Annotated in this window: 25 protein-coding genes; 12 read left to right on the forward strand and 13 right to left on the reverse strand. The window is 39.7% G+C overall.

What is annotated here, in order from left to right:
• Positions 1–58: 58 nt before the first annotated feature.
• The 5 genes from BUR11_RS12735 to ubiE all read right to left on the reverse strand — a co-directional run bounded on the left by BUR11_RS12735 (position 59) and on the right by ubiE (position 3,934).
• On the reverse strand, positions 59–793 hold the full coding sequence (locus tag BUR11_RS12735) for a ThuA domain-containing protein (RefSeq protein WP_074225381.1): 735 nt from the start codon (positions 791–793) through the stop codon (positions 59–61).
• A 38-nt stretch (positions 794–831) separates the two neighbouring features.
• Positions 832–1,599 carry a M15 family metallopeptidase gene (locus tag BUR11_RS12740; protein ID WP_074225382.1) on the reverse strand — a complete coding sequence of 256 codons (768 nt, stop codon included), beginning with the start codon at positions 1,597–1,599 and terminating at the stop codon, positions 832–834.
• Positions 1,596–2,354 (reverse strand): SDR family NAD(P)-dependent oxidoreductase, encoded by a 759-nt coding sequence (locus BUR11_RS12745; protein ID WP_074225383.1) that lies wholly within the window; start codon positions 2,352–2,354, stop codon positions 1,596–1,598. Before BUR11_RS12745 ends, BUR11_RS12740 begins: the two co-directional genes overlap by 4 nt.
• Positions 2,355–2,456: 102 nt before the next feature.
• Positions 2,457–3,263: a type IX secretion/gliding motility protein PorT/SprT gene (gene porT, locus BUR11_RS12750; protein ID WP_074225384.1), complete on the reverse strand. Its 807-nt coding sequence runs from the start codon at positions 3,261–3,263 to the stop codon at positions 2,457–2,459.
• Positions 3,212–3,934 carry a bifunctional demethylmenaquinone methyltransferase/2-methoxy-6-polyprenyl-1,4-benzoquinol methylase UbiE gene (ubiE, locus tag BUR11_RS12755; RefSeq protein ID WP_074225385.1) on the reverse strand — a complete coding sequence of 241 codons (723 nt, stop codon included), beginning with the start codon at positions 3,932–3,934 and terminating at the stop codon, positions 3,212–3,214. Before ubiE ends, porT begins: the two co-directional genes overlap by 52 nt.
• A 121-nt stretch (positions 3,935–4,055) precedes the next feature.
• On the opposite strand from ubiE, the gene yihA reads away from it, so the two are divergent.
• From yihA to BUR11_RS12775, 4 genes are all read left to right on the forward strand, one after another.
• Entirely contained in the window at positions 4,056–4,667 is a 612-nt protein-coding gene (gene yihA, locus BUR11_RS12760) for a ribosome biogenesis GTP-binding protein YihA/YsxC (RefSeq protein ID WP_074225386.1), read from the forward strand.
• 39 nt (positions 4,668–4,706) lie between these two features.
• Positions 4,707–5,129 carry a DUF5606 family protein gene (locus BUR11_RS12765; RefSeq protein ID WP_074226119.1) on the forward strand — a complete coding sequence of 141 codons (423 nt, stop codon included), beginning with the start codon at positions 4,707–4,709 and terminating at the stop codon, positions 5,127–5,129.
• Positions 5,130–5,166: 37 nt separating this feature from the next.
• Complete coding sequence (locus BUR11_RS12770; RefSeq protein ID WP_074225387.1) at positions 5,167–5,466, forward strand: hypothetical protein; 300 nt, start codon at positions 5,167–5,169, stop codon at positions 5,464–5,466.
• Between the two features lie 83 nt (positions 5,467–5,549).
• Positions 5,550–6,671 carry a sugar phosphate isomerase/epimerase family protein gene (locus BUR11_RS12775; protein WP_074225388.1) on the forward strand — a complete coding sequence of 374 codons (1,122 nt, stop codon included), beginning with the start codon at positions 5,550–5,552 and terminating at the stop codon, positions 6,669–6,671.
• A 55-nt stretch (positions 6,672–6,726) separates the two neighbouring features.
• On the opposite strand, the gene BUR11_RS12780 is transcribed toward BUR11_RS12775, so the two are convergent.
• The 4 genes from BUR11_RS12780 to aroQ form a co-directional block, all read right to left on the reverse strand.
• Positions 6,727–7,194, reverse strand: coding sequence for a ribonuclease H family protein (locus tag BUR11_RS12780; protein WP_074225389.1), 468 nt, complete (start codon positions 7,192–7,194; stop codon positions 6,727–6,729).
• A 36-nt stretch (positions 7,195–7,230) separates the two neighbouring features.
• Positions 7,231–7,821 (reverse strand): MarC family protein, encoded by a 591-nt coding sequence (locus BUR11_RS12785; RefSeq protein WP_074225390.1) that lies wholly within the window; start codon positions 7,819–7,821, stop codon positions 7,231–7,233.
• 174 nt (positions 7,822–7,995) lie between these two features.
• Complete coding sequence (locus BUR11_RS12790; protein ID WP_074225391.1) at positions 7,996–9,051, reverse strand: aminotransferase class V-fold PLP-dependent enzyme; 1,056 nt, start codon at positions 9,049–9,051, stop codon at positions 7,996–7,998.
• Positions 9,052–9,063: 12 nt separating this feature from the next.
• A complete protein-coding gene (gene aroQ / locus BUR11_RS12795) occupies positions 9,064–9,477 on the reverse strand; it encodes a type II 3-dehydroquinate dehydratase (RefSeq protein ID WP_074225392.1) in 414 nt (137 codons plus the stop codon).
• Between the two features lie 244 nt (positions 9,478–9,721).
• Between aroQ and xerD the strand changes: the two genes are divergently transcribed.
• From xerD to BUR11_RS12820, 4 genes are all read left to right on the forward strand, one after another.
• Positions 9,722–10,627: a site-specific tyrosine recombinase XerD gene (gene xerD, locus BUR11_RS12800; protein ID WP_074226120.1), complete on the forward strand. Its 906-nt coding sequence runs from the start codon at positions 9,722–9,724 to the stop codon at positions 10,625–10,627.
• Positions 10,628–10,683: 56 nt separating this feature from the next.
• Positions 10,684–11,250 (forward strand): TlpA family protein disulfide reductase, encoded by a 567-nt coding sequence (locus BUR11_RS12805; RefSeq protein ID WP_074225393.1) that lies wholly within the window; start codon positions 10,684–10,686, stop codon positions 11,248–11,250.
• A gap of 388 nt (positions 11,251–11,638) precedes the next feature.
• Positions 11,639–12,187, forward strand: a complete 549-nt coding sequence (locus tag BUR11_RS12815; RefSeq protein WP_074225395.1) for a hypothetical protein — start codon at positions 11,639–11,641, stop codon at positions 12,185–12,187.
• Positions 12,188–12,293: 106 nt separating this feature from the next.
• Positions 12,294–13,334 (forward strand): quinone-dependent dihydroorotate dehydrogenase, encoded by a 1,041-nt coding sequence (locus BUR11_RS12820; RefSeq protein WP_074225396.1) that lies wholly within the window; start codon positions 12,294–12,296, stop codon positions 13,332–13,334.
• Between the two features lie 29 nt (positions 13,335–13,363).
• Here BUR11_RS12820 and BUR11_RS21275 read toward each other — a convergent pair whose 3' ends face one another.
• Positions 13,364–13,537: a hypothetical protein gene (locus BUR11_RS21275; protein ID WP_234982164.1), complete on the reverse strand. Its 174-nt coding sequence runs from the start codon at positions 13,535–13,537 to the stop codon at positions 13,364–13,366.
• Here BUR11_RS21275 and BUR11_RS12825 point away from each other — a divergent pair.
• Together BUR11_RS12825 and BUR11_RS12830 are read left to right on the forward strand one after the other, a co-directional pair.
• A complete protein-coding gene (locus BUR11_RS12825; protein WP_234982165.1) occupies positions 13,521–15,905 on the forward strand; it encodes an FtsK/SpoIIIE family DNA translocase in 2,385 nt (794 codons plus the stop codon). The genes BUR11_RS21275 and BUR11_RS12825 overlap by 17 nt on opposite strands.
• A gap of 35 nt (positions 15,906–15,940) precedes the next feature.
• Positions 15,941–16,594 (forward strand): LolA family protein, encoded by a 654-nt coding sequence (locus BUR11_RS12830; RefSeq protein WP_074225398.1) that lies wholly within the window; start codon positions 15,941–15,943, stop codon positions 16,592–16,594.
• Between the two features lie 2 nt (positions 16,595–16,596).
• Here BUR11_RS12830 and BUR11_RS12835 read toward each other — a convergent pair whose 3' ends face one another.
• Genes BUR11_RS12835 through BUR11_RS12845 form a run of 3 tightly spaced genes read right to left on the reverse strand, consistent with a single transcriptional unit; the run spans position 16,597 to position 18,146 of the window.
• Entirely contained in the window at positions 16,597–17,163 is a 567-nt protein-coding gene (locus BUR11_RS12835; RefSeq protein ID WP_074225399.1) for an anthranilate synthase component II, read from the reverse strand.
• The gene (locus tag BUR11_RS12840) at positions 17,147–17,692 is read right to left on the reverse strand and encodes a CvpA family protein (RefSeq protein ID WP_074225400.1); all 546 of its coding nucleotides are present in this window, start codon (positions 17,690–17,692) and stop codon (positions 17,147–17,149) included. Before BUR11_RS12840 ends, BUR11_RS12835 begins: the two co-directional genes overlap by 17 nt.
• 1 nt (position 17,693) lies before the next feature.
• Complete coding sequence (locus tag BUR11_RS12845) at positions 17,694–18,146, reverse strand: GatB/YqeY domain-containing protein (protein WP_074225401.1); 453 nt, start codon at positions 18,144–18,146, stop codon at positions 17,694–17,696.
• Positions 18,147–18,205: 59 nt separating this feature from the next.
• Here BUR11_RS12845 and BUR11_RS12850 point away from each other — a divergent pair, with 59 nt between their 5' ends.
• Positions 18,206–18,925 carry a pyridoxine 5'-phosphate synthase gene (locus tag BUR11_RS12850; protein WP_074226121.1) on the forward strand — a complete coding sequence of 240 codons (720 nt, stop codon included), beginning with the start codon at positions 18,206–18,208 and terminating at the stop codon, positions 18,923–18,925.
• A 106-nt stretch (positions 18,926–19,031) separates the two neighbouring features.
• Positions 19,032–19,790 carry an alpha/beta fold hydrolase gene (locus BUR11_RS12855; RefSeq protein WP_074225402.1) on the forward strand — a complete coding sequence of 253 codons (759 nt, stop codon included), beginning with the start codon at positions 19,032–19,034 and terminating at the stop codon, positions 19,788–19,790.
• The last annotated feature ends 19 nt before the right edge of the window (positions 19,791–19,809 follow it).

Genomic DNA, 19,809 nt, shown 5'->3' on the forward strand with positions numbered 1-19,809 from the left:
AGAAAACCGAAATCATAGGATTTAGTTCCGGGAGCTGCAAATTTCAACAAGAAATCTCTTATTTCATAGGATGGCCTGTAGCGGCATACCAGATCCCTCCATAAAGATGTTTCAAGAAATCAGGATCTTCCCAAGCAGACTCCACGTGTCCTAAAGCGGTGTAAAATACTCTACCTCCATCAAAATCATGATACCATGCCATTGGGTGGTTGTCTCCATTTCCCTTAGCTACCTTGTAAGTACTTTCATCAGCTTTTACCAAGACTTTGATATCAGGATTGATTTCTCTGAATTCATACAATTCATCTGTCCAGAGCCAATTTTTAGGCAAATGCCAAGTTGCTGGATGATTCTGATCCACCACTTCCAATCTTAGGGTTTGCTGAGCTGGGTGAGAAAGGAAATAAGCTCCGATCATCTTATTATACCATGGCCACTCGTATTCAGTATCTGTTGCTGAGTGAATTCCCACTACTCCTTTTCCACTTTGAACAAATTTCTGGAAAGCCGCTTTTTGTTCCGCGTTAAAAATGGTACCCGTAGTAGTGGTAAGGATCACCACATCGTATTTCGCCAAGTTTTCATCCGTAAATACACTGGCATCTTCTGTGGTGTATACACTGAATACATGCGTTTTCCCCATTTTCTTCAATGCAACTACCGCATCGGAAATAGATTGATGACGGAATCCAGCGGTCTTACTGAATACCAAAGCTCTGAATTGTTGAGCAGGAGCTACTAAAGCAATACTGAAAATCAGCCCTAGTGTGAGCAAAGATTTTTTTAGGTTCATTGGTTTTAAGATTTGATTATTAGGTATTTGATAAATTTTTACTTAATGATTTGAAATTTCTCTCCGGCTTCTTTTCTGGAAAATGCATTGAAATGCCACCATTCTGAACCTATTCCCATAAATCCGGAGTTGGTCATCACTTTTCGGAGGATTTCTCTATTTGCAATTTGAGCAGAAGAGATTACGCCTTCTTCCAACATCTGGCTTTCACGATCAGGATAGGCCGCATATCCAAAGAAATCATAGCCAGTTCCCATATCCAATGGTTCTGATTTAGAAGTATCGTAAATGGTCAGATCGACCGCTACCCCATAATTATGCAAGCTTCCCAATTTTGGGTCGGCTACATACAATGGTTTGATGCTATCTGGTTTATCCAAGTTGTCCCAGAGAATTTGCTGTACACTTAGAGGCCGTGCTCCATCATAAATTAATAAGGTATAATCCGGATATTCTGACTGTAGCTGCTGCTGAGCCTTTTTCAAACTTTCCGCTACCTCTGGCTGTAAATATGCATGGATCAATTCTCCGTAAACGTCTTCTCCAAAAAAATTATCTTCGGTAGAATATTTTAATTCCACTCTGATCCCAGGTACAACTTCCTCTACATTGACTAAATTTTGCTCAATCATTTGCTTTTCCAACACTGGAATTTCAGAGGATTGAACTGTAGTTTTATGATCACTTAACTGTTCCGCTATTTCCTTTTGTAGTTCTCCTTCAATGGACCTTAACTCCTTTTGGTTACAGCCTAAAAGGATTACCACACATACCAATAAAATGAAATTGGATCTCAATGAAATCATAGTTCTTTATTCACAATGGTGGCAGAAGCTTGAGCTGTAGGCAAAACCACTACATCAGCGATTACCACGTGAGGGGGTCTAGTTACGGCAAATTCCACAATGTCTGCAATATCCTGAGCGAGCAATGGTTCAAATCCCTGATAAACAGACTCAGATCTCTTCTCATCTCCTTTAAATCTTACCAACGAAAACTCAGTTTCCACCAAACCCGGGTGAATAGCTATTACTTTTAGTCCAAAAGGGTTTAGATCAATACGCATTCCATTGGTAATGGCATCTACTGCATGTTTGCTTCCGCAATAAACATTTCCATTGGGGTACACTTCTTTTCCCGCAATAGAGCCTATATTAATAATTATTCCGGATTTTCGCTTGGTCATCCCTGGAATGATTGCCTTGGAAACATACAACAATCCTTTCACATTGATGTCCATCATGGCATCCCAATCGTCCAAACTACCATTTTGAATTGGATCTAGCCCATGGGCATTTCCTGCATTATTGATCAACACATCGATAGCCTTCCACTCCTCAGGCAATGCTCCCAAGATATCCAACACCTTCTCCCTATCCCGTACATCAAACACTAACGGAAGGTATTCTACCTCATTTGGAAGTTCAGCCGCCAATTCCTTTAATCGATCAGCTCTTCTTCCAGTGGCGATGATATTGTATCCTAATTTAGCCAATGTCAGGGCACAGGCTTTTCCGATTCCTGAAGTCGCCCCAGTGACCAAAGCAATTTTATTTTCCATGCTGAAAGATAATTAGATTTGTATGGATGCTAAAATTCAATCACTACACAATTCCATTAGGGCAAAAAAAATACCAACTATCTTTTAACAAATGGAGGTAAACTACTGAAAATTCAAGTAAAGTGTAATGCTTTTCCTTTTGATGGAAGAAATGGCATCTGCAAGTTCGGGGATGGTATTCTCCCTTCTAAAGGCATTATTCAAGCCATGTGAAAAGCGGATCTCCGGCGCGAATTTGAAGTACTTAAAATAAATCTCGAACCCCATTCCCATCTCCAAAGAGACATCCTGTCCAGTGGTCACCAGGTCTTCAATATCCGCTTCGTCTTGGGCCTTGGTACGGAAATTATAGCTGGCTCCTCCCAAGAAGTACATTCGAGTATTGTTAAATCGCTGCGATCGATATTTAAAAAGTAAAGGAAGCTCTACCATTGTGGCTTCTGAGGTTAGCATTTGAGTACTTGTAGTATTGTTCAATGTATTGCCCTCATCTGCAGGAAAATTATCTAAAGAAGAGTCCGCTGTCCCAAAATAACTGACTTCTGTCTTATACTCATAGAAACCTACTTTTGGAGTAAAGAGTAATTGAACCTGATCATGAAACCGTAACATTCCAATGAATCCCAAAGAAAATCCTGGGGAATATTTAGGAAAGACCGCTCTGACTCCTGCCGAACTCGTTGTGGCAGGGTTCATAAAGGCATCCGAATATTTTATTTGATAGGCATTGGTATGTGCGGCCAGAAAAAACCCATAAGACAAGGTCTTATTATCCGAACCAGACCCTGAGGTAAGTCCAAACATCCCTTGCCCAAAGGAGGACAGGGTCATGACCATCATCAAAAATACTGTCAGGCTTATTTCACGCCCACATAAATGGAGCTGATGCCGAATGTAAGTGGTTTGCATAGAGTACAGGTAAATCCGACCTTATTCAATACAGCCAGAAAATCTTCTCCGTCAGGAAAGGCCTGAACGGATTCAGGAAGATAAGTATAAGCAGAATTGTCTTTGGATACAATTTTGCCAACCTGGGGAAGAACAAAGTTGGAGTAAAATCCATAAGCCTGTTTCATTGGAAAACTCCTAGGCTTACTGAATTCCAAAATTACTGCTTTCCCTCCAGGTTTTAAGACCCGATACATATCTGCCAGTCCCTTCTCCAGATTTTCAAAGTTTCTAACTCCAAAAGAAACGATGACAGCATCAAACTTATTATCTTCAAAGAGTAAACCTTCGGAATCCCCAAGCTGCAGCTCGATTTTATCATCCAGACCTCTCTTGGTCATTTTCTTCCTTCCTTCGGCAAGCATTCCTTCAGAGATATCTACTCCGATTACCTTTTCAGGATTAAGCGCTAATGCTTCAATGGCAAAATCTCCAGTTCCGGTAGCAATATCCAAAATCAGTTTTGGCTGATCTTTTTTAAGATAGCTTATGGCTTTTTTTCTCCAAATAATATCAATCCCCATGCTGAGCACGTGATTGAGCAGGTCATACTTGCCTGAAATATTGTTAAACATCTCAGCAACCTGAGCTTTTTTAGGGTCTTGCTTATCTTTGTAAGGTACTACAGACATCACGAATCGTTCTTTGAAGGCGCAATAATACTCAAGAAACCCGAGGATTGGAAAATTGTTACCATTTATGAGAAAGACATTCCTAAACTATTATTAGTATTTTTGCCACAAATCCACGTTTATGATCCAAAAAGCACAATTTGTAGTCAGTAACACAAACCCCGGAAATTGTCCAAAACCTGATCGGGCGGAAGTAGCATTTATCGGTAGATCAAATGTAGGAAAAAGCTCCTTGATCAACATGCTGACAGGGAAAAATGACTTGGCCAAAACTTCCCAAAAACCAGGAAAAACCCAATTGATCAATCATTTTATGATCAATGACCGTTGGTATTTGGTGGATTTGCCTGGATATGGTTTTGCCAAAGTCAATGTAAAAGTGAAGCAGGGCTGGGAAAATATGATCAGTACTTACTTGACCAAAAGAGAAAATTTGTGTGGAGTATTTGTATTGGTGGATAGCCGTTTGGAGCCTCAAAAAATTGATTTGGAATTTTTACTTTGGTGTGGAACGGAAGGCGTTCCTGCTGCTTTGGTCTTTACAAAAGCGGATAAGCAGTCTAAAACCAAGACCGATCAAAATATCCGGAAGTTTCTAAAAAAAATGGAAGAGATCTTCGAGGAGGCCCCGGATTATTTTATTACTTCTGCTGAAAATGGGCAAGGAAAAGAACAATTGACCACATTTATAGAAGAACTGGTACAAGAATACGAATCTGGGGAAATCATTTAATTGATAATCCTATATTTGCAGCCTGAAAAAAACAAACCAATGAATTTTAAAGACATCGCAACAGTAGCCGGAAAGCCGGGTTTATTCAAAGTTTTGAAACCATCTAGATCGGGAGTGATCTTGGAAAGTTTGGATGAGAAGAAAGCTAAACTAGTAGCAGGAATGTCTCAGCGCGTTTCTATCCTGAGCGATATTTCTATTTATACCATGACTGAGGAAGGTGCTGAGCCATTGGAATCCATCATGAAAAAAATCGAGGCTGAATTTCAGGGGGACTTGGGATTGGATGCCAATCCAGATGACTCCGAATTAAGAGCTTTCATGAAACATGTACTTCCAGAAGTAGATGAGTCCAGAGTCTATACCTCTGACATCAAAAAATTGATCTCTTGGTATAAAATCATCAGAACTCAGGTTCCTGAAACCTTAGAGGAAAGTAAAGAAGAAGACAAAGAAGAATAATTTACAGCCCTGCCATGCGGGGCTTTTTTGATATTTTATGGCCAACTCACTTATTCAAGAAACTTTTCAGCTTCTGGAAAAAGATTTTCAGTTGCCCGAGGCCAAAACTGCTTTTGACGAGGAAAAAGCGATTGATTTTCTTTCCAAAGTCATCCGCCAAATGCTGGATAGAGAGTTTGAACGCCTCCTCCAAATTTGCTATCGAGTCGATTTGGGAGAAGAAAAGCTGAAAAGAATCCTTCATGAATCCAAACCGGACCAAGTCGCACCTGATCTCGCCCGTGCACTGTGGGAACGACAAAAAATGAAGGTAGAGATGCGTAGAAGGTATTCTTGATTTATGATTTCAGATTTATGAGTTGAGATTTATTAATTTAGATTGTTCTTACATTTTCAATTTTAAATTAAAAACTGACCCCTATGGCTAATCCGATTTGGATCATGACATCCGCCTTCGATCAACTCAACCTAGAACAAACCATAGAAAAAGCGACGGAAATAGGCGTGCAAGGTCTGGACTTATGCGTTTTTAGAAAAGATGGAACCCGGGACGATTTTGTGGCTACGCATTTGGACTATGAAAATTTTGGTCCAGAAGAAGCAAAATATCTAATTGAGCAGTTCAACGGAGCAAAACTCCGACTTTCTATTGGAGCTTTTGAAAATTTGATAGGAGGTGATCCGGCTCAGCGAATCAAGAATCAAAATCACTTGCTTTGCTTGATCCGCATGGCTTATTTGTTAGGTGGAGATGAAAACGATGTAAAAGTAGGAACCTTTGTAGGCTATAACCACGAGCTAGGAAATCAAGAAGGTGGATTTGAGAAAAATTTATTGGAATACCAACGAATTTTCGGGCCTATCATTCGCTATGCCAATAACTTGGGTGTCACCGTCCTTTATGAAAATTGCCCGATGGAAGGTTGGAGAAGTTCAGGACACTTCGGAACCTTCAACAATCTTACGGGAGTTTTGGCAGCTCGAAAAATCATGTATGAATTGGTTCCAGAACTCAACCATGGAGAAATCTACGATCCATCCCATGACATATGGCAACATACCGATCCAATTTCTGTTATCCGACAAACAGATATGAATCGCCTTAAAAGAATCCATGTTAAATCTACTCTAAACAACCCAGATCCATTCTGGGGGAATATGTATCCCATGCAGGAAGTAAAAGCAGAATGGGCAGAGAAGTTGGGAATCCCTTCCAGTACTAACCCTTGGGATAGACATCATTATGAAGCTACACTTCCAGGTTTTGGATTGGGAGATTCCATGGATTGGAGGGCTTTTATCAATGTATTGAAAGACAGAGGTTTTTCTGGTCCCTTTGAAATCGAAAATGAGGCGGTGCTATCGAAGCAAACCGGAAACATGGGGGCTATTGTTCAAGGCTGTAAAGCGGCTGTTCAGAATCTCGCACCTTTGCTATATGAATTAGGTGATGAAGGCTGGCAATATCCACAATCAGAATATAAACCTCTTTTAGAAGTAAACCGAGCAGATATTCCACTGCAAACAATGGACAAATTATAAATTGAGAAGTGAGAAGTTTAAAATTTCAGCCTTCTCACTTCTTACTTCCTTACTTTTATCGCTGGCTTTCTTCATAGCCTGCATCTGCAGGTAAATTATACCCCTCCGATGCAGCAACTGCCAGTTGATCGCATCGCTCATTTTCAGGATTACCAGCATGGCCTTTTACCCAGATAAACTTGGGTTTATATTTTAAATGAAGCGGTATATACCTTAGCCAAAGGTCTGGATTCTTTTTATCCTTAAACCCTTTCTTTTGCCAGCCCCAAAGCCACCCTTTTTCGATGGCATCTACTACATATTTGCTATCGGAATAAATCCGTACAGGAATCCCGGTCACTTTCAAGGCCTGTAAAGCCCGGATTACTGCCAGTAATTCCATGCGGTTATTGGTGGTCAATCGAAACCCCTCAGAAAGTTCCTTACGAAGAATTTCTCCTTTATTGTTGAAAAGTAAAACGGCGCCATAGCCTCCTGGCCCTGGATTGCCTTTGGCAGCGCCATCCGTGTAAATGGTAATCATGGTACAAAGAAAAGGAAAATGATCAAGAGAAGAGTTTTAAACTCCGGAATCTACTCCGATTGGGAAAGCATTTGTCTTGAAAATTTTCACGGCGATGGAAAGAAGAATAATTCCAAAAATTCTTCTCAGCACATCCAATCCAGTCTTACCCAGCTTTCTCTCCAGCCAACTGGTACTTTTCAACACGCCATAGACAAAGATCAAATTCAACAAAATACCTATGGCAATATTGAGTTGGGCAAATTCAGCCTTCAGTGTAAGGATAGTGGTCAAAGTTCCTGCACCTGCTATCAATGGAAACGCAATGGGAACAATGGAAGCTCCTTCAGAAGCATCTGGATCAGGCTTAAAAAGTTCAATTCCTAAAATCATTTCTGCTCCTATCGCAAAAATGATCAATGCACCCGCAATCGCAAAGTCCTCTACTCCGATTCCAAAAAGGCTCAAAACTGACTTCCCTCCAATCAAAAACAAGATCATTAATATCCCCGCTGCCAAGGTGGCTTTTTCGGACTGGATATGCCCTACTTTTTTCCGCAAATTGACTATAATCGGAATAGAACCTAGAATATCAATCACTGAAAATAAGATCAGTGAAACAGATAAAATTTCCTTGACATCAAACATGCCGCGAAAGTATGAAATTTATGATTGGTGTTATATGATTTTAGAATTAAAAAATAAAGAACTATATGTTATTTCAGAAACAGGAAGTAAGAAAAACCTCAATCAATATTTTTAGAATAATCATGAGGTTTCTCCTTGTCGTTTCTCTTCCTTCGATGTGACTTCAATAGTTATTTAATACTTCGATAAAAAACTCATCAATTTATCCATTTCATCATTGGTGATGGCTGGAAAATTCGCAATCCTAAAACTAGTTGGTTTTAAGGGACCATATCCTGATCCTAATTGCATGCCCTCCTTTTCAGCATCTTTTTTCACAGTGGCAATTAACTCCTCCGGTCCAGCAACCGCTAAAACAGTCACGCTTCTCGTTTCGGAATTATCCACAAGCATCCTTAATGAGTTGGTATGAGCAATACAGCTTTCCAATTGTAACATACGCTCTCTAAGATTGGCATCAATATGTTGGATTTCCTCCAAATCTTTCAAAACCCTATTCAACAAGTAAATCCCCATTACATTCGGGGTATAATGGGTTTGATAGCCTTCTGCATTTTCCAGCATAAAACTTAAGCTATTGTACCTTCCGCTCTCTCCTTTTGCGGCACACTTTTCAATGGCTTTTGGAGAAAGAATCAACATCCCTAATCCTGCCGGTAGTCCAAAGCATTTTTGTACTGATGCGTACCAAACGTCTGCCAAACTGAAATCCAATTCTATCCCTGCCATAGAAGAAGTAGTGTCTACAGCAATCATTTTCTCTGGATATTTTTCTTTGATGGCCTCAATAACCGACATCGGAACTTGGGTAGCATTGGCTGTTTCGTTTTGGGTCAAAGCGATCAAGTCAAACTCCTCCGACACTTCAAGCCCAGCTACATCAATCGCTTGATTCGCTTCAATCTTTATTCCAGCTGTGGCGGGATTGATATGTTTCGCAAAGCCGATCCATTTTTTACCAAAAGAGCCAGAGTAAATATGAAAGCTTGCCTTTTCAACCAAAGACTGAGTGATGATTTCCCAGTTTTCGGTTGCACTGGAAGTGAACAATAATTTGTAATCATCTGGCATATAAAGCTTTTCCCGCATCAAAGATTCTGTTTCTTGATACAAATTCATAAATACCGAACTTCTGTGGTTGGCACTCAAAATCCCCTCTTGATAGGCATCCTGCAGGTAAGTTGGCAGAGAATCGTAGACCTTAGAAGGTCCTGGAGCAAAGGTTAACATAGGTTTGTAGGTTTATAGAAAATAGCGGATTCCCAATTCATAGCCCTTCAGTCCAAGCCCTGAAATCATGCCGATACAGGATTTGGAAATGATACTTTTATGGCGAAATTCTTCCCGCTTGTAAATATTGGAAATATGCACTTCCAAAGTCGGAGTAGTCACTCCAGCGATGGCATCTGAAATGGCCACAGAGGTATGGGTATATCCTCCTGCATTCAATAAGATGGCATCATAGCTAAATCCGACTTCATGGATTTTATTGATCAGCTCTCCCTCCACATTGCTTTGATAATACTCGAGTTGAATTTCAGGAAACGTGGATTTCAAGGTTTCAAAATATTCTTCAAAAGAAGTACTTCCATAGACCTCTGGTTCTCTTTTTCCCAAAAGATTTAAATTAGGCCCGTTGATAATCAGTATTTTCATGTGTTTATTATTGATCTTTATTCGTCACATAGCCAGTCCCGATTTCTATCGGGAGAATCTCACTTTGGCAATAATCATCCCAATGTTTGATTCTTGATTCATGCTCGATTTCAAAACAATATTCGGTTGGTAAATTTCAACTCAAATGTAATTAGTTTCTGATTGGAAAGTTAAGACCTTTAAACATTTGAACCTTCCAACTTTCCAACCTAATTTTCCAAACTTTCAATATTTATTTGCTCCAATGCAAAAAACCTGGGAAAATCATATCAAACAATTCCGTCATTACCTAAAAATCGAGCGGTCTCTTAGTGAAAACTCCATCGAGGCCTATAGCAGGGATGTGGAAAAATTGGCGAATTACAGTGAAGTAAATTTCATGGAATTAGGTCCTCTTTCCTTGGAGCTGGAACACCTACGCAAATTCGTAAATGAAATTGCCAAACTAGGAATATCTGACTACACCCAAGCAAGGATCATTTCGGGCATCAAAGCTTTTTATAGGTTCTTGATGTACGAGGATAAAATTAATGAAGATCCTGCTCAACTTTTGGAGGCTCCAAAACTGGGAAGAAAGCTTCCAGACACTTTAAGTTATGAAGAAATAGTCCAACTTCTAGAGGCCATCCCGCTTGGGGAACCAGAAGGTCACCGCAACCGGGCCATGTTGGAAATGCTTTATAGCTCCGGTCTCCGGGTGTCGGAACTGATTGAATTAAAAAAAGGGCAGGTTTTTGAAGATGTAGGTTTTCTGAAAGTCGTTGGGAAAGGCAACAAAGAAAGACTAGTCCCCATCGGTAAAGACGCTTTGAAATATTTGAATATCTACAAAGATGAAGTTCGTGTGCATCAAGCGATCGCCAAAGGCCATGAGGAATATGTATTTTTGAATAGAAGAGGTAAGAAACTTACCCGTGTGATGATTTTTCTGATCATCAAGAAAACCGCTGAGCAGGCAGGAATAGAGAAAAATATTAGTCCACACACGTTCAGACATTCCTTTGCAACGCACCTGATAGAAGGAGGAGCAGATCTTCGTGCAGTTCAGGAAATGCTGGGCCATGAAAGCATCACGACTACGGAAATTTACACGCATCTAGACCGCGACTATTTAAGGCAGGTTTTGACAGATTTTCATCCGAGGAAATAGTTGTTAGTTGGTGATTACTAAAAAAAGATTAGTTTTGAGTGTAATTTTTAGCCTCAATGAAAAAGGAATTAGTATTATTTGCCTTTCTCTTTATTTTCTCAATTGTAAAAGCTCAAGATTACAATAAATTATCTTCAGAACAGGCTGAGGAAATTATCAGCACCCACAGAAATCTGACAGAGGGGTTGCCGATAGGAAATAATTTCCCAGAGTTTGATTACGTGGATCTAGAAGGAAACAAACTGGAATTTTCAGAATTGAAAGAAAAGGTGATCGTGCTTAATACTTGGTTTGTAGGTTGTACTGGTTGCAAGCAAGAAGAAGAAAATCTTAAAAAACTTACTAAAGAATTGAAAGATCATAAGGACATTGTATTCTTAAGTTTTGCAATGTCTTCACCACAAAAAATAGAGCGCTACTTTTCAAAGAATGGAGATTTCGGATACAAAACCGCTAGCGTCGAAAGAAAATGGGTGAATGAAAACTTCAAGATTGAAATATCGCCTACTCATTACATCATCAAAGACGGAATTCTAGTTGAGCTAATATCAATGCCCATTTTTTCGCCTGAAATTTTGTACTGGTACAAAAATAGGATTTTAGAGTTTGCTTCTGATTCTTAAAATTAATCCATTCACTATTTACTTAAAATCATGATAATTCTGCTTTATAAACTCTTCCCTCAATTAAACAAGCTCACAAATCGTCAGAAACTAATGTTTCGACTTTTGCTTCTAAGTGTGTATCTGTTGATTTTCGGAGCTTATTTTAAAATAACAGATCGACCTAATACTGATTTGATCCTAGGATCAGCTATTATCCTTCATATTATTTCAATTGTTGGCTTGCTAAGTAAATGGGCTAAATATCGAACGATAAGCGAGGTTTCTAATTAATTAAAGTTGAGAACTTAATATTTTGAAAAAGGAATTTCTAATATTATTTATTCTAATAGCTCTTTCAGCCTGCACTTCCACAAAAGTTTATACCCGCTTCAAATGTCATATTTGCTTGAGCAAATATGAAGGAGTATTGCTTTTGCCTCTTGGTTGGGACCCTGGTTTTAGCAGACTTTCACCTGGAGAGCAAAATCAATTGGAAAGCCAGATCTTGACCCTGTTACGAGATCAAGGATTTACAAAAGTGGAATTGTATGATCGGATGGACTACGAATTGCTTTCCGCAGGAATCAAAGACCTCAATGATCCAGCACAACGAGCAAAAGTCAATTCTGATTTAGGTTATCCTTATTTTTTGGGAATTACACTTGGAGAAACCGTAGATTCTGATGGTTGGGATTACAGAACTGCGCAGGAAGTTTATGAAATGAATCCTCCAGCGCCAGATCAGGATATTTCGGCCACACTCCCAGTAGCACTGATAGAAACAACCTCAGGAAATATCGTCTCAGACAATGCTATCGTCACAGAGATCAACGCATGGGGAATTCCCGACAAAGATGGGGGTGAGAATTATTGGAATTTTGGCACTATATGCCAGGCAATTCGTAAAGCAATCAATAAAGGAGTAAGTTTTATGGTGAAAGATTGTGATTGTTAAAGTTAAGCTCAGAACTCATTGATCTCGGATCTTGGAGAATCTGATTTTTTGTTATTTTCCAAGCTTTCAATGATTAACTTTGCGTTTTGAAAAGAACTGCAAAACCGTGTACAAATCCATCCTGAAACCTCTCTTCTTCCTTAAGAATCCGGAAGATGCCCATCATTTCACATTTGATCTTACCAAATTCACTTTCAATTTCCCTATTGCCAAATCAATTGTCAAATCTACTTTTCAATTAGAGGATCCGAAATTGGAACGGGAGGTCTTTGGATTGAAATTCAAAAACCCAGTAGGCTTGGCAGCTGGATTTGATAAAGACGCAAAGTTAATTGATGAAATGGCCATGTTGGGTTTTGGTTTTATTGAAATTGGAACCCTAACTCCCAAACCTCAAGACGGGAATCCTCTGCCGCGTTTATTCCGACTTCCTCAGGATGAATCTTTGGTAAACCGAATGGGCTTTAACAATGGAGGAGTAAAAGAGGCGGTAGAACGATTAAAGAAGAGAAAGTCAGATGTAATTGTAGGCGGAAACATTGGCAAAAACAAAGTCACCCCCAATGAAAATGCGGTGGATGATTACCTAATCTGTCTGGAAGAACTTCACCCCTACGTGGATTATTTTGTAGTGAATGTGAGTTCACCGAACACCCCCAACCTAAGAGATCTGCAGGAAAAAGAACCTTTAAAGCAATTGCTACAGGCTGTTAAAAATGCAAATGATCAAAAAGAGAAACCCAAACCTATCTTATTGAAGATTGCGCCCGACTTGACAGAAGGACAGCTGGATGACATTGTAGAAATCGTGTTGGAAACAAAAATAGACGGAGTCATTGCGACCAACACTACCATTGATCGTTCACAATTGTCCACTCCAGTATCTCAAGTCGAAGCAATTGGAGCTGGAGGAGTGTCTGGAAAAGTTTTAGCGAGTAGAAGTACAGAAGTAATCCGATACCTTGCTGAGAAATCAAACAAGGCGTTTCCCATCATTGGAGTAGGAGGAATCTTCTCTGCTGAAGATGCCATTGAGAAGTTAGAAGCAGGAGCAAGCCTTATTCAAGTATACTCGGGCATGATTTATGAGGGACCTGGGTTGATCAAAAAGATCAAGAAAGGATTATTGGCATATTTTTCTAAGTAATGTGCTAAACTCAATCCAATCATCTTATCTTAAAATCGGATTTTAAAGGAATACATGGCCACCAATTCACCTAGGACCAATACTTTTAGAAAAAAGGGAGAAACTACCAAGAAAAAATCAGCCTCTAAATCAACAGGCTTCAAGTTTTCTTTTGGTAAAATCAAAAGCTCCAAGCTGGTGTTGACCATGGGTATTTTACTCATGTCGATTGGGATTTTCCTTTTCATAGCCTTTTTAAGCTACTTACTCAATGGGCCAAACGATCAGAGTTTAGTCATGAATGCACCCGTGGATAACGAAATCCGCGAAACTGCGAGAAACTCTACCAATTGGCTGGGATATTTAGGAGCCCAAGCAGCTCATTGGATGATTTACCGATGGTTTGGGATTGCAGCATTCCTTTTCCCTCCATTTCTTTTTCTTCTGGGATTTAAATGGAGTTTCAAAGTCTCTCTCATTTCCCTTACCAGATACACCACTTTTGCCTTATTCTTTACTTTTTGGCTAGGCTTATTGACTGGCTACATCGTCATTTTAGTTGAAGGCTATTCCTACTGGAGTTTCCTTTCGGGTGGTTTTGGATATGAGCTGGCTAGACTATCTGCAGATTTTCTGAGCTGGGGAACCTTTATTGTCATAGGTGCAGCCCTGCTGATTTTTGTAATCTTCTTCTTTGACATTGATAAACTGGAGTGGTTTACAGCTAAATCAGAGCACATGGATGATTCCTCTGAAGAGTTGGATGAAGCCATAAATACCGCCAAAAACCCATTTGAAAAGGAAAATAAGAAATCAAAATCGGAAGATTTTATTGAAGAAGAACTGGATGAAGAAGAGGAGTTTGAAGACGATGGAAGTGATTGGATAGTCAAAAATGACGAGGTGGAAATTGTAGATGAACCTAATCCTGCTCCAATAGAAGAAGAGGAAGACATCTTCAATATTTCCCAAGTCAATTTATTGGATGAAATAGTAGAGAAGCCTGCCAGTCCTATCGATGACAAAAACTTCTCAGTAACCAAAGCTGCTGGAGAAGAAAAAACAGCTTCCGAAGTTGAAAATTTAGATCCTTTTGACCCTACGCTGGACTTACCAAGATATAAATATCCTACGCTCGATTTGCTGAACGAATACGATGTTCAGAAAGTGACGGTTTCTCGCCAGGAGCTGGAAGACAACAAAAACAAGATTGTTGAAACCTTGGAAAACTTTAAAATCGGAATCCAGGAGATCAAGGCTACTATTGGGCCAACTGTAACCCTCTATGAAATTGTACCAGAACCAGGGGTAAAAATCTCCAAAATCAAAAATTTGGAAGATGACATCGCCTTGAGTTTGGCCGCATTGGGGATTCGTATTATTGCTCCAATTCCTGGCAAAGGAACCATCGGTATTGAAGTCCCTAACAAAAACAGGGAATTGGTTCCTGCGCGAGCGGTACTGGGAACAGAAAAATTCATGCGTTCGGACAAGGACTTACCAATCGCATTAGGTAAAACCATTTCCAACGAAGTATTCGTGGCGGATTTAGCTAAAATGCCCCACTTGCTGATGGCTGGAGCCACTGGGCAAGGTAAGTCTGTAGGCTTAAATATGATTTTGGCCTCTTTGATCTATAAGAAACACCCTTCTCAGTTGAAGTTTGTTTTGGTCGATCCTAAAAAAGTGGAGTTGACTCTTTTTAACAAGATTGAACGACATTTCTTAGCCAAACTCCCAGGAGCTGAAGAAGCCATTATTACCGATACCAAAAAGGTCATTTACACCTTAAATTCACTATGTATTGAAATGGATAACCGCTACAATCTCTTGAAAGATGCGGGAGCCAGAAATCTAAAAGAATACAATGCGAAGTTTATAGGTAGGAAACTTAATCCTGAAAAAGGCCATCATTTCATGCCTTACATCGTTTTGGTCATCGATGAGTTGGCGGATTTGATGATGACTGCAGGAAAAGAAATTGAAGCCCCTATCGCCCGATTAGCCCAGTTGGCAAGAGCCATTGGTATCCACTTAGTAGTGGCGACCCAAAGACCTTCTGTCAATGTAATTACGGGTATCATCAAAGCCAATTTCCCAGCTAGACTTTCTTTCCGAGTTACTTCCAAAATCGATAGCCGAACCATTCTCGATGCAGGTGGTGCAGATCAATTGATCGGTATGGGAGATATGTTGCTTTCTTTAGGTTCAGATGTCACTAGGATCCAGTGTGCATTTTTAGACACTCCAGAGGTGGATGCGATCTGTGATTGGATTGGAGAGCAAAAAGGTTATTCCGATGCACACTTACTTCCAGAATTTGAAGGAGAGGACGGAGATGGATCGGTAGGAGATGTGGACCTTTCAGATAGAGACCCACTTTTTGACGATGCAGCCAAGCTAATTGTCATGCACCAGCAAGGCAGTACTTCCTTGATTCAAAGAAAGCTGAAATTAGGATACAACAGAGCGGGCAGAATCATTGACCAACTGGAAGCAGCAGGAATTGTTGGCGCGTTTGAAGGATCAAAAGCCAGAGAAGTCTTGGTGCAGGATGAAGCTAGTTTGGAACGGTTATTGAATAGCCTATAGTGGCTTTCAAATAGCGTTCTAAAAGCCTAGATTCCATGAAAAGATTTGCCCTAGTATTTACCCTATTTCTTTCTTTAAATTCTGTATTTGAAGCTTCTGCTCAAAAAGATCCAAAAGCCAAAGCGGTACTGGACGGGATGAGTCAAAAGTATCAGAGTATGAAAGGATTCACAGCTAGCTTTGACTATACTTACTCAGATCAAGCAGGTACCAGCGACCGTCAGAGTGGTGATATTTCAGTTAAAGGGAACCAATACAGATTGAAACTTCCTGATCAAGAAATATTCAATGATGGGAAAACTGTTTGGACTTTTATAGAAACTCCTACTTACAAGGAAGTGACCATCAATGATGTTTCCCAAATGGAAGGAGAGTTAACTCCCACCAACATTTATAAGATGTATGAAAAGGGTTTTAACTACAAATTGTTAGCAGATAAATCTTACCAAGGAAAACAAGCCAATGTTGTAGAGCTAGATGCTGAGAGCTCCAGTGCTCCTTTTCAGAGAGTAAAATTGATGATAGACAAAAACACCAAAGACTTATTAGGTTGGGAGATGTTTGACGGTCAAGGAGGCTCATTTACTTATGCCTTCAAAAATCTAAAGCCTGATCCAAGCCTTCCTGATTCCAATTTTGTGTTTGACCCCAAAAAACATGCAGGGGTAGAAATCATTGATCTTCGATAAACTTAGGCATCAAAAGTCTTTACCCAGTTTTGGATAAGCTTTAATCCATATTCAGTTAAAAATGCTTCCGGGTGGTATTGAATCCCCAGAATAGGCAGATCTTGGTGAACAAGTCCCATGACTTCACCTTTTGGGGTTTCCAATAATACTTTTAGCGTAGTAGGGATTTCTCCTAATTGTAAGGAGTGGTATCGGGTGACATTAAAGCATTCGGGCATACCTTCCATAAATGGGTGATTTGCCGTTTTTCTTACCTGATGGACTTTACCATGAATCGGAATTTCATTTTTCACCAACTTGGCCCCGAAAAACTCTCCGATTGCCTGATGACCAAGACAAACTCCTAAAACAGGTACTTTTTTATAATATTCCTCAAAAATCTGCATTAAGTTCCCTGCCTGGTCAGGCTTACCAGGACCAGGAGAAAGAATTAAAGCAGAAAATTCTATTGCTTGTATTTCCTCAAGTGAGGTGTCGTTTCTTACAATTTTTAATTCTACCCCTGCCTGACGAACCAAGTCGGCCAACATATGGCTGAAAGAATCAAAATTATCAATCAGCAGAATCATTTAATATTTCATCTACAATTTCCTCCAACCTCTCCAGATTCTCCTCCACTTTCGGGAAAAATGGTTCAATAGCCTCTACAATTGCCGGAGCAACTGGTTCTATAAAGCCCAAATATTCAGATTCTGCAGTCCATTGTTTAGGTAAATCCAATTTAAATAGGCTTGCTTGCCAGAAGAACAAACTGATAAAAAATGCGGCTTTCACAACCCCAAGAAATACCCCCGCCACAGAATCCAATGACCCTAACAAAACCATATCCATCGCTCTTTTCAATACCCAACCGACGGAATTGATTAAAACCAAGGTGAGTATAAAAATGACAAAAAAGCCAAGAATGGGATAGCCTAAATTGAATTCGGTTACATTTTCCTGTAACCAATCCGTCATTGGGTCCATGAAGTAAATCCCCAAAATAATGGCAATTACGAAACCAAAAAGGCCAAGGACTCCCATCAGGAATCCTTGTCTATAGCCTTCGAAAGCTCCAAGAACAAGTATGACTAGCAATATGATGTCTACTGTACTCAACTTAGCTATTCAATAATGCTTTCACCTTATCTGCAATAGCCTTACCATCTGCTTTTCCTGCTAATTGTTTACTGGCTACTCCCATCACTTTTCCCATCTCTTTTGGGCTGGAAGCTCCAGTTTGAGCAATTATTTCCTGAATCGCCTGAGTTAACTCTTCGTCAGTCAAGGCTTTTGGCAAAAACTCCTGAATAATCGAAAGTTCTGCCATTTCCACAGCATATAAATCCTCTCGGTTTTGCTCCTTGTAGATATCTGCAGAATCTTTCCTTTGTTTGGCAGCTTTGGTCAAGATTTTCATTTCTTCATCTTCAGATAGCTCGCCAGCTGCTCCTCCTTTTGTCTCTTCCAATAGGATTAAAGATTTCACAGCTCTCAATGCTCTTAATCTATCCTTATCTTTAGCGATCATTGCAGATTTAATTTCACTATCTACTTTCTGCTTTAAACTCATAAGCCCTAAGTTTGTGTTATTGGTTAAAATCAAACAAAAATACCTTTTTCGACCCGGAAATGACTAAACTGAGCGTAAATATTAATAAGATCGCCACATTGCGTAATGCAAGAGGGGCAAACAACCCGGATGTAGTCAAAGTAGCTCTGGATGCTGAGCGCTTTGGTGCTCAAGGAATTACCGTACATCCAAGACCTGATGAGCGACATATACGACATCAAGATGTGTATGACTTAGCCCAAGTTGTAACGACAGAATTTAACATCGAGGGATACCCCGACAAAAGATTTATGGATTTAGTAAAGGAGGTTAAGCCAGCCCAAGCCACGCTTGTTCCTGATCCACCCAATGCCATTACTTCCAATACAGGTTGGGATACCATCTCAAATCAAGGGATGTTAAAAGACATTGTAGCAGAGTTACAGGAATCAGGTATTCGGGTTTCTATCTTCATCAATCCCGAAGTCAGATATTTTGAACCAGCGAAATTAACTGGGACAGATCGAGTTGAGCTATACACAGAGCCCTATGCAGTTGGGTATCCTCAAAACAAAGAGATGGCAGTAAAGCCTTATGTGGAAGTTGCAGAGATCGCAAAAGAATTAGGATTAGGGCTCAATGCAGGACACGACCTGGATCTACATAACTTGGCATTTTTAAAGCAATCCATCCCCTACTTAGATGAAGTATCCATCGGACATGCATTAATTTGTGATGCGCTTTATTATGGATTGGAAAACACTATTCAAATGTATAGGAGGCAGTTGGAAGTTTTGTAATTAGTAATCAGTTGACAGTGGTCAGTAATCAACAAAGAGATATTAATTCTTCCCCTAATAAATAACCTAGACTTCCTTTTTCACATTTCGTAATTCGTATTTCAAAATGAAATTAAACTTTAAAAAATTAGGAACTGGCAAACCATTTGTGATCCTTCACGGACTCTTTGGTTCCGCAGATAATTGGCTCAGTATTGCCAAAGGTTTAGAAAATCATTTCACCCTATATTTAGTAGATCAAAGAAACCATGGAGATTCTCCGCACGCTGATGAGTGGAATTACAAAGTCATGGTGGAAGATTTAAAAGAGCTTCTGGATGACCAGAAACTGGACATGGTTTATTTGATGGGACATTCAATGGGAGGAAAAACAGCAATGAAGTTTGCATGCACCTATCCCGAAAAAGTGGAGAAGTTAATTGTAGCAGATATTTCTCCGAGATATTACTCAGTCCATCACCAGAAAATTTTAGAAGGCTTAAATGCCATTGATCTATCTTCTATTAAATCCAGAAAAGAAGCCGATGATATCTTGGCAGGTTATATCCCGGAGTTGGGAATCCGTCAGTTTCTACTTAAAAGCTTAGGGAGAGACTCTAACGGTTTTGTATGGAGAATCAATTTACCAGTGATTACCAAAAATATCGAGGAGGTGGGAAAAGCCTTAGAAGAAGGTGAACTGTATGATGGTAGGACCCTATTTCTTGCGGGAGAAAACTCGAATTATATCCAACAATCAGACTTGTCTGATATTGAGCAACATTTCCCGAAATACGAAGTGGAATTTATTTCCAATGCAGGTCATTGGTTGCATGCAGAACAACCCGAATCAGTCATTGCTGAAGTCCTTAATTTCATGAATTAAAAAAAGAGCTGTTCAATTA

The organism is Algoriphagus halophilus, assembly GCF_900129785.1.
GTDB classification, from domain to species: Bacteria; Bacteroidota; Bacteroidia; order Cytophagales; family Cyclobacteriaceae; genus Algoriphagus; species Algoriphagus halophilus.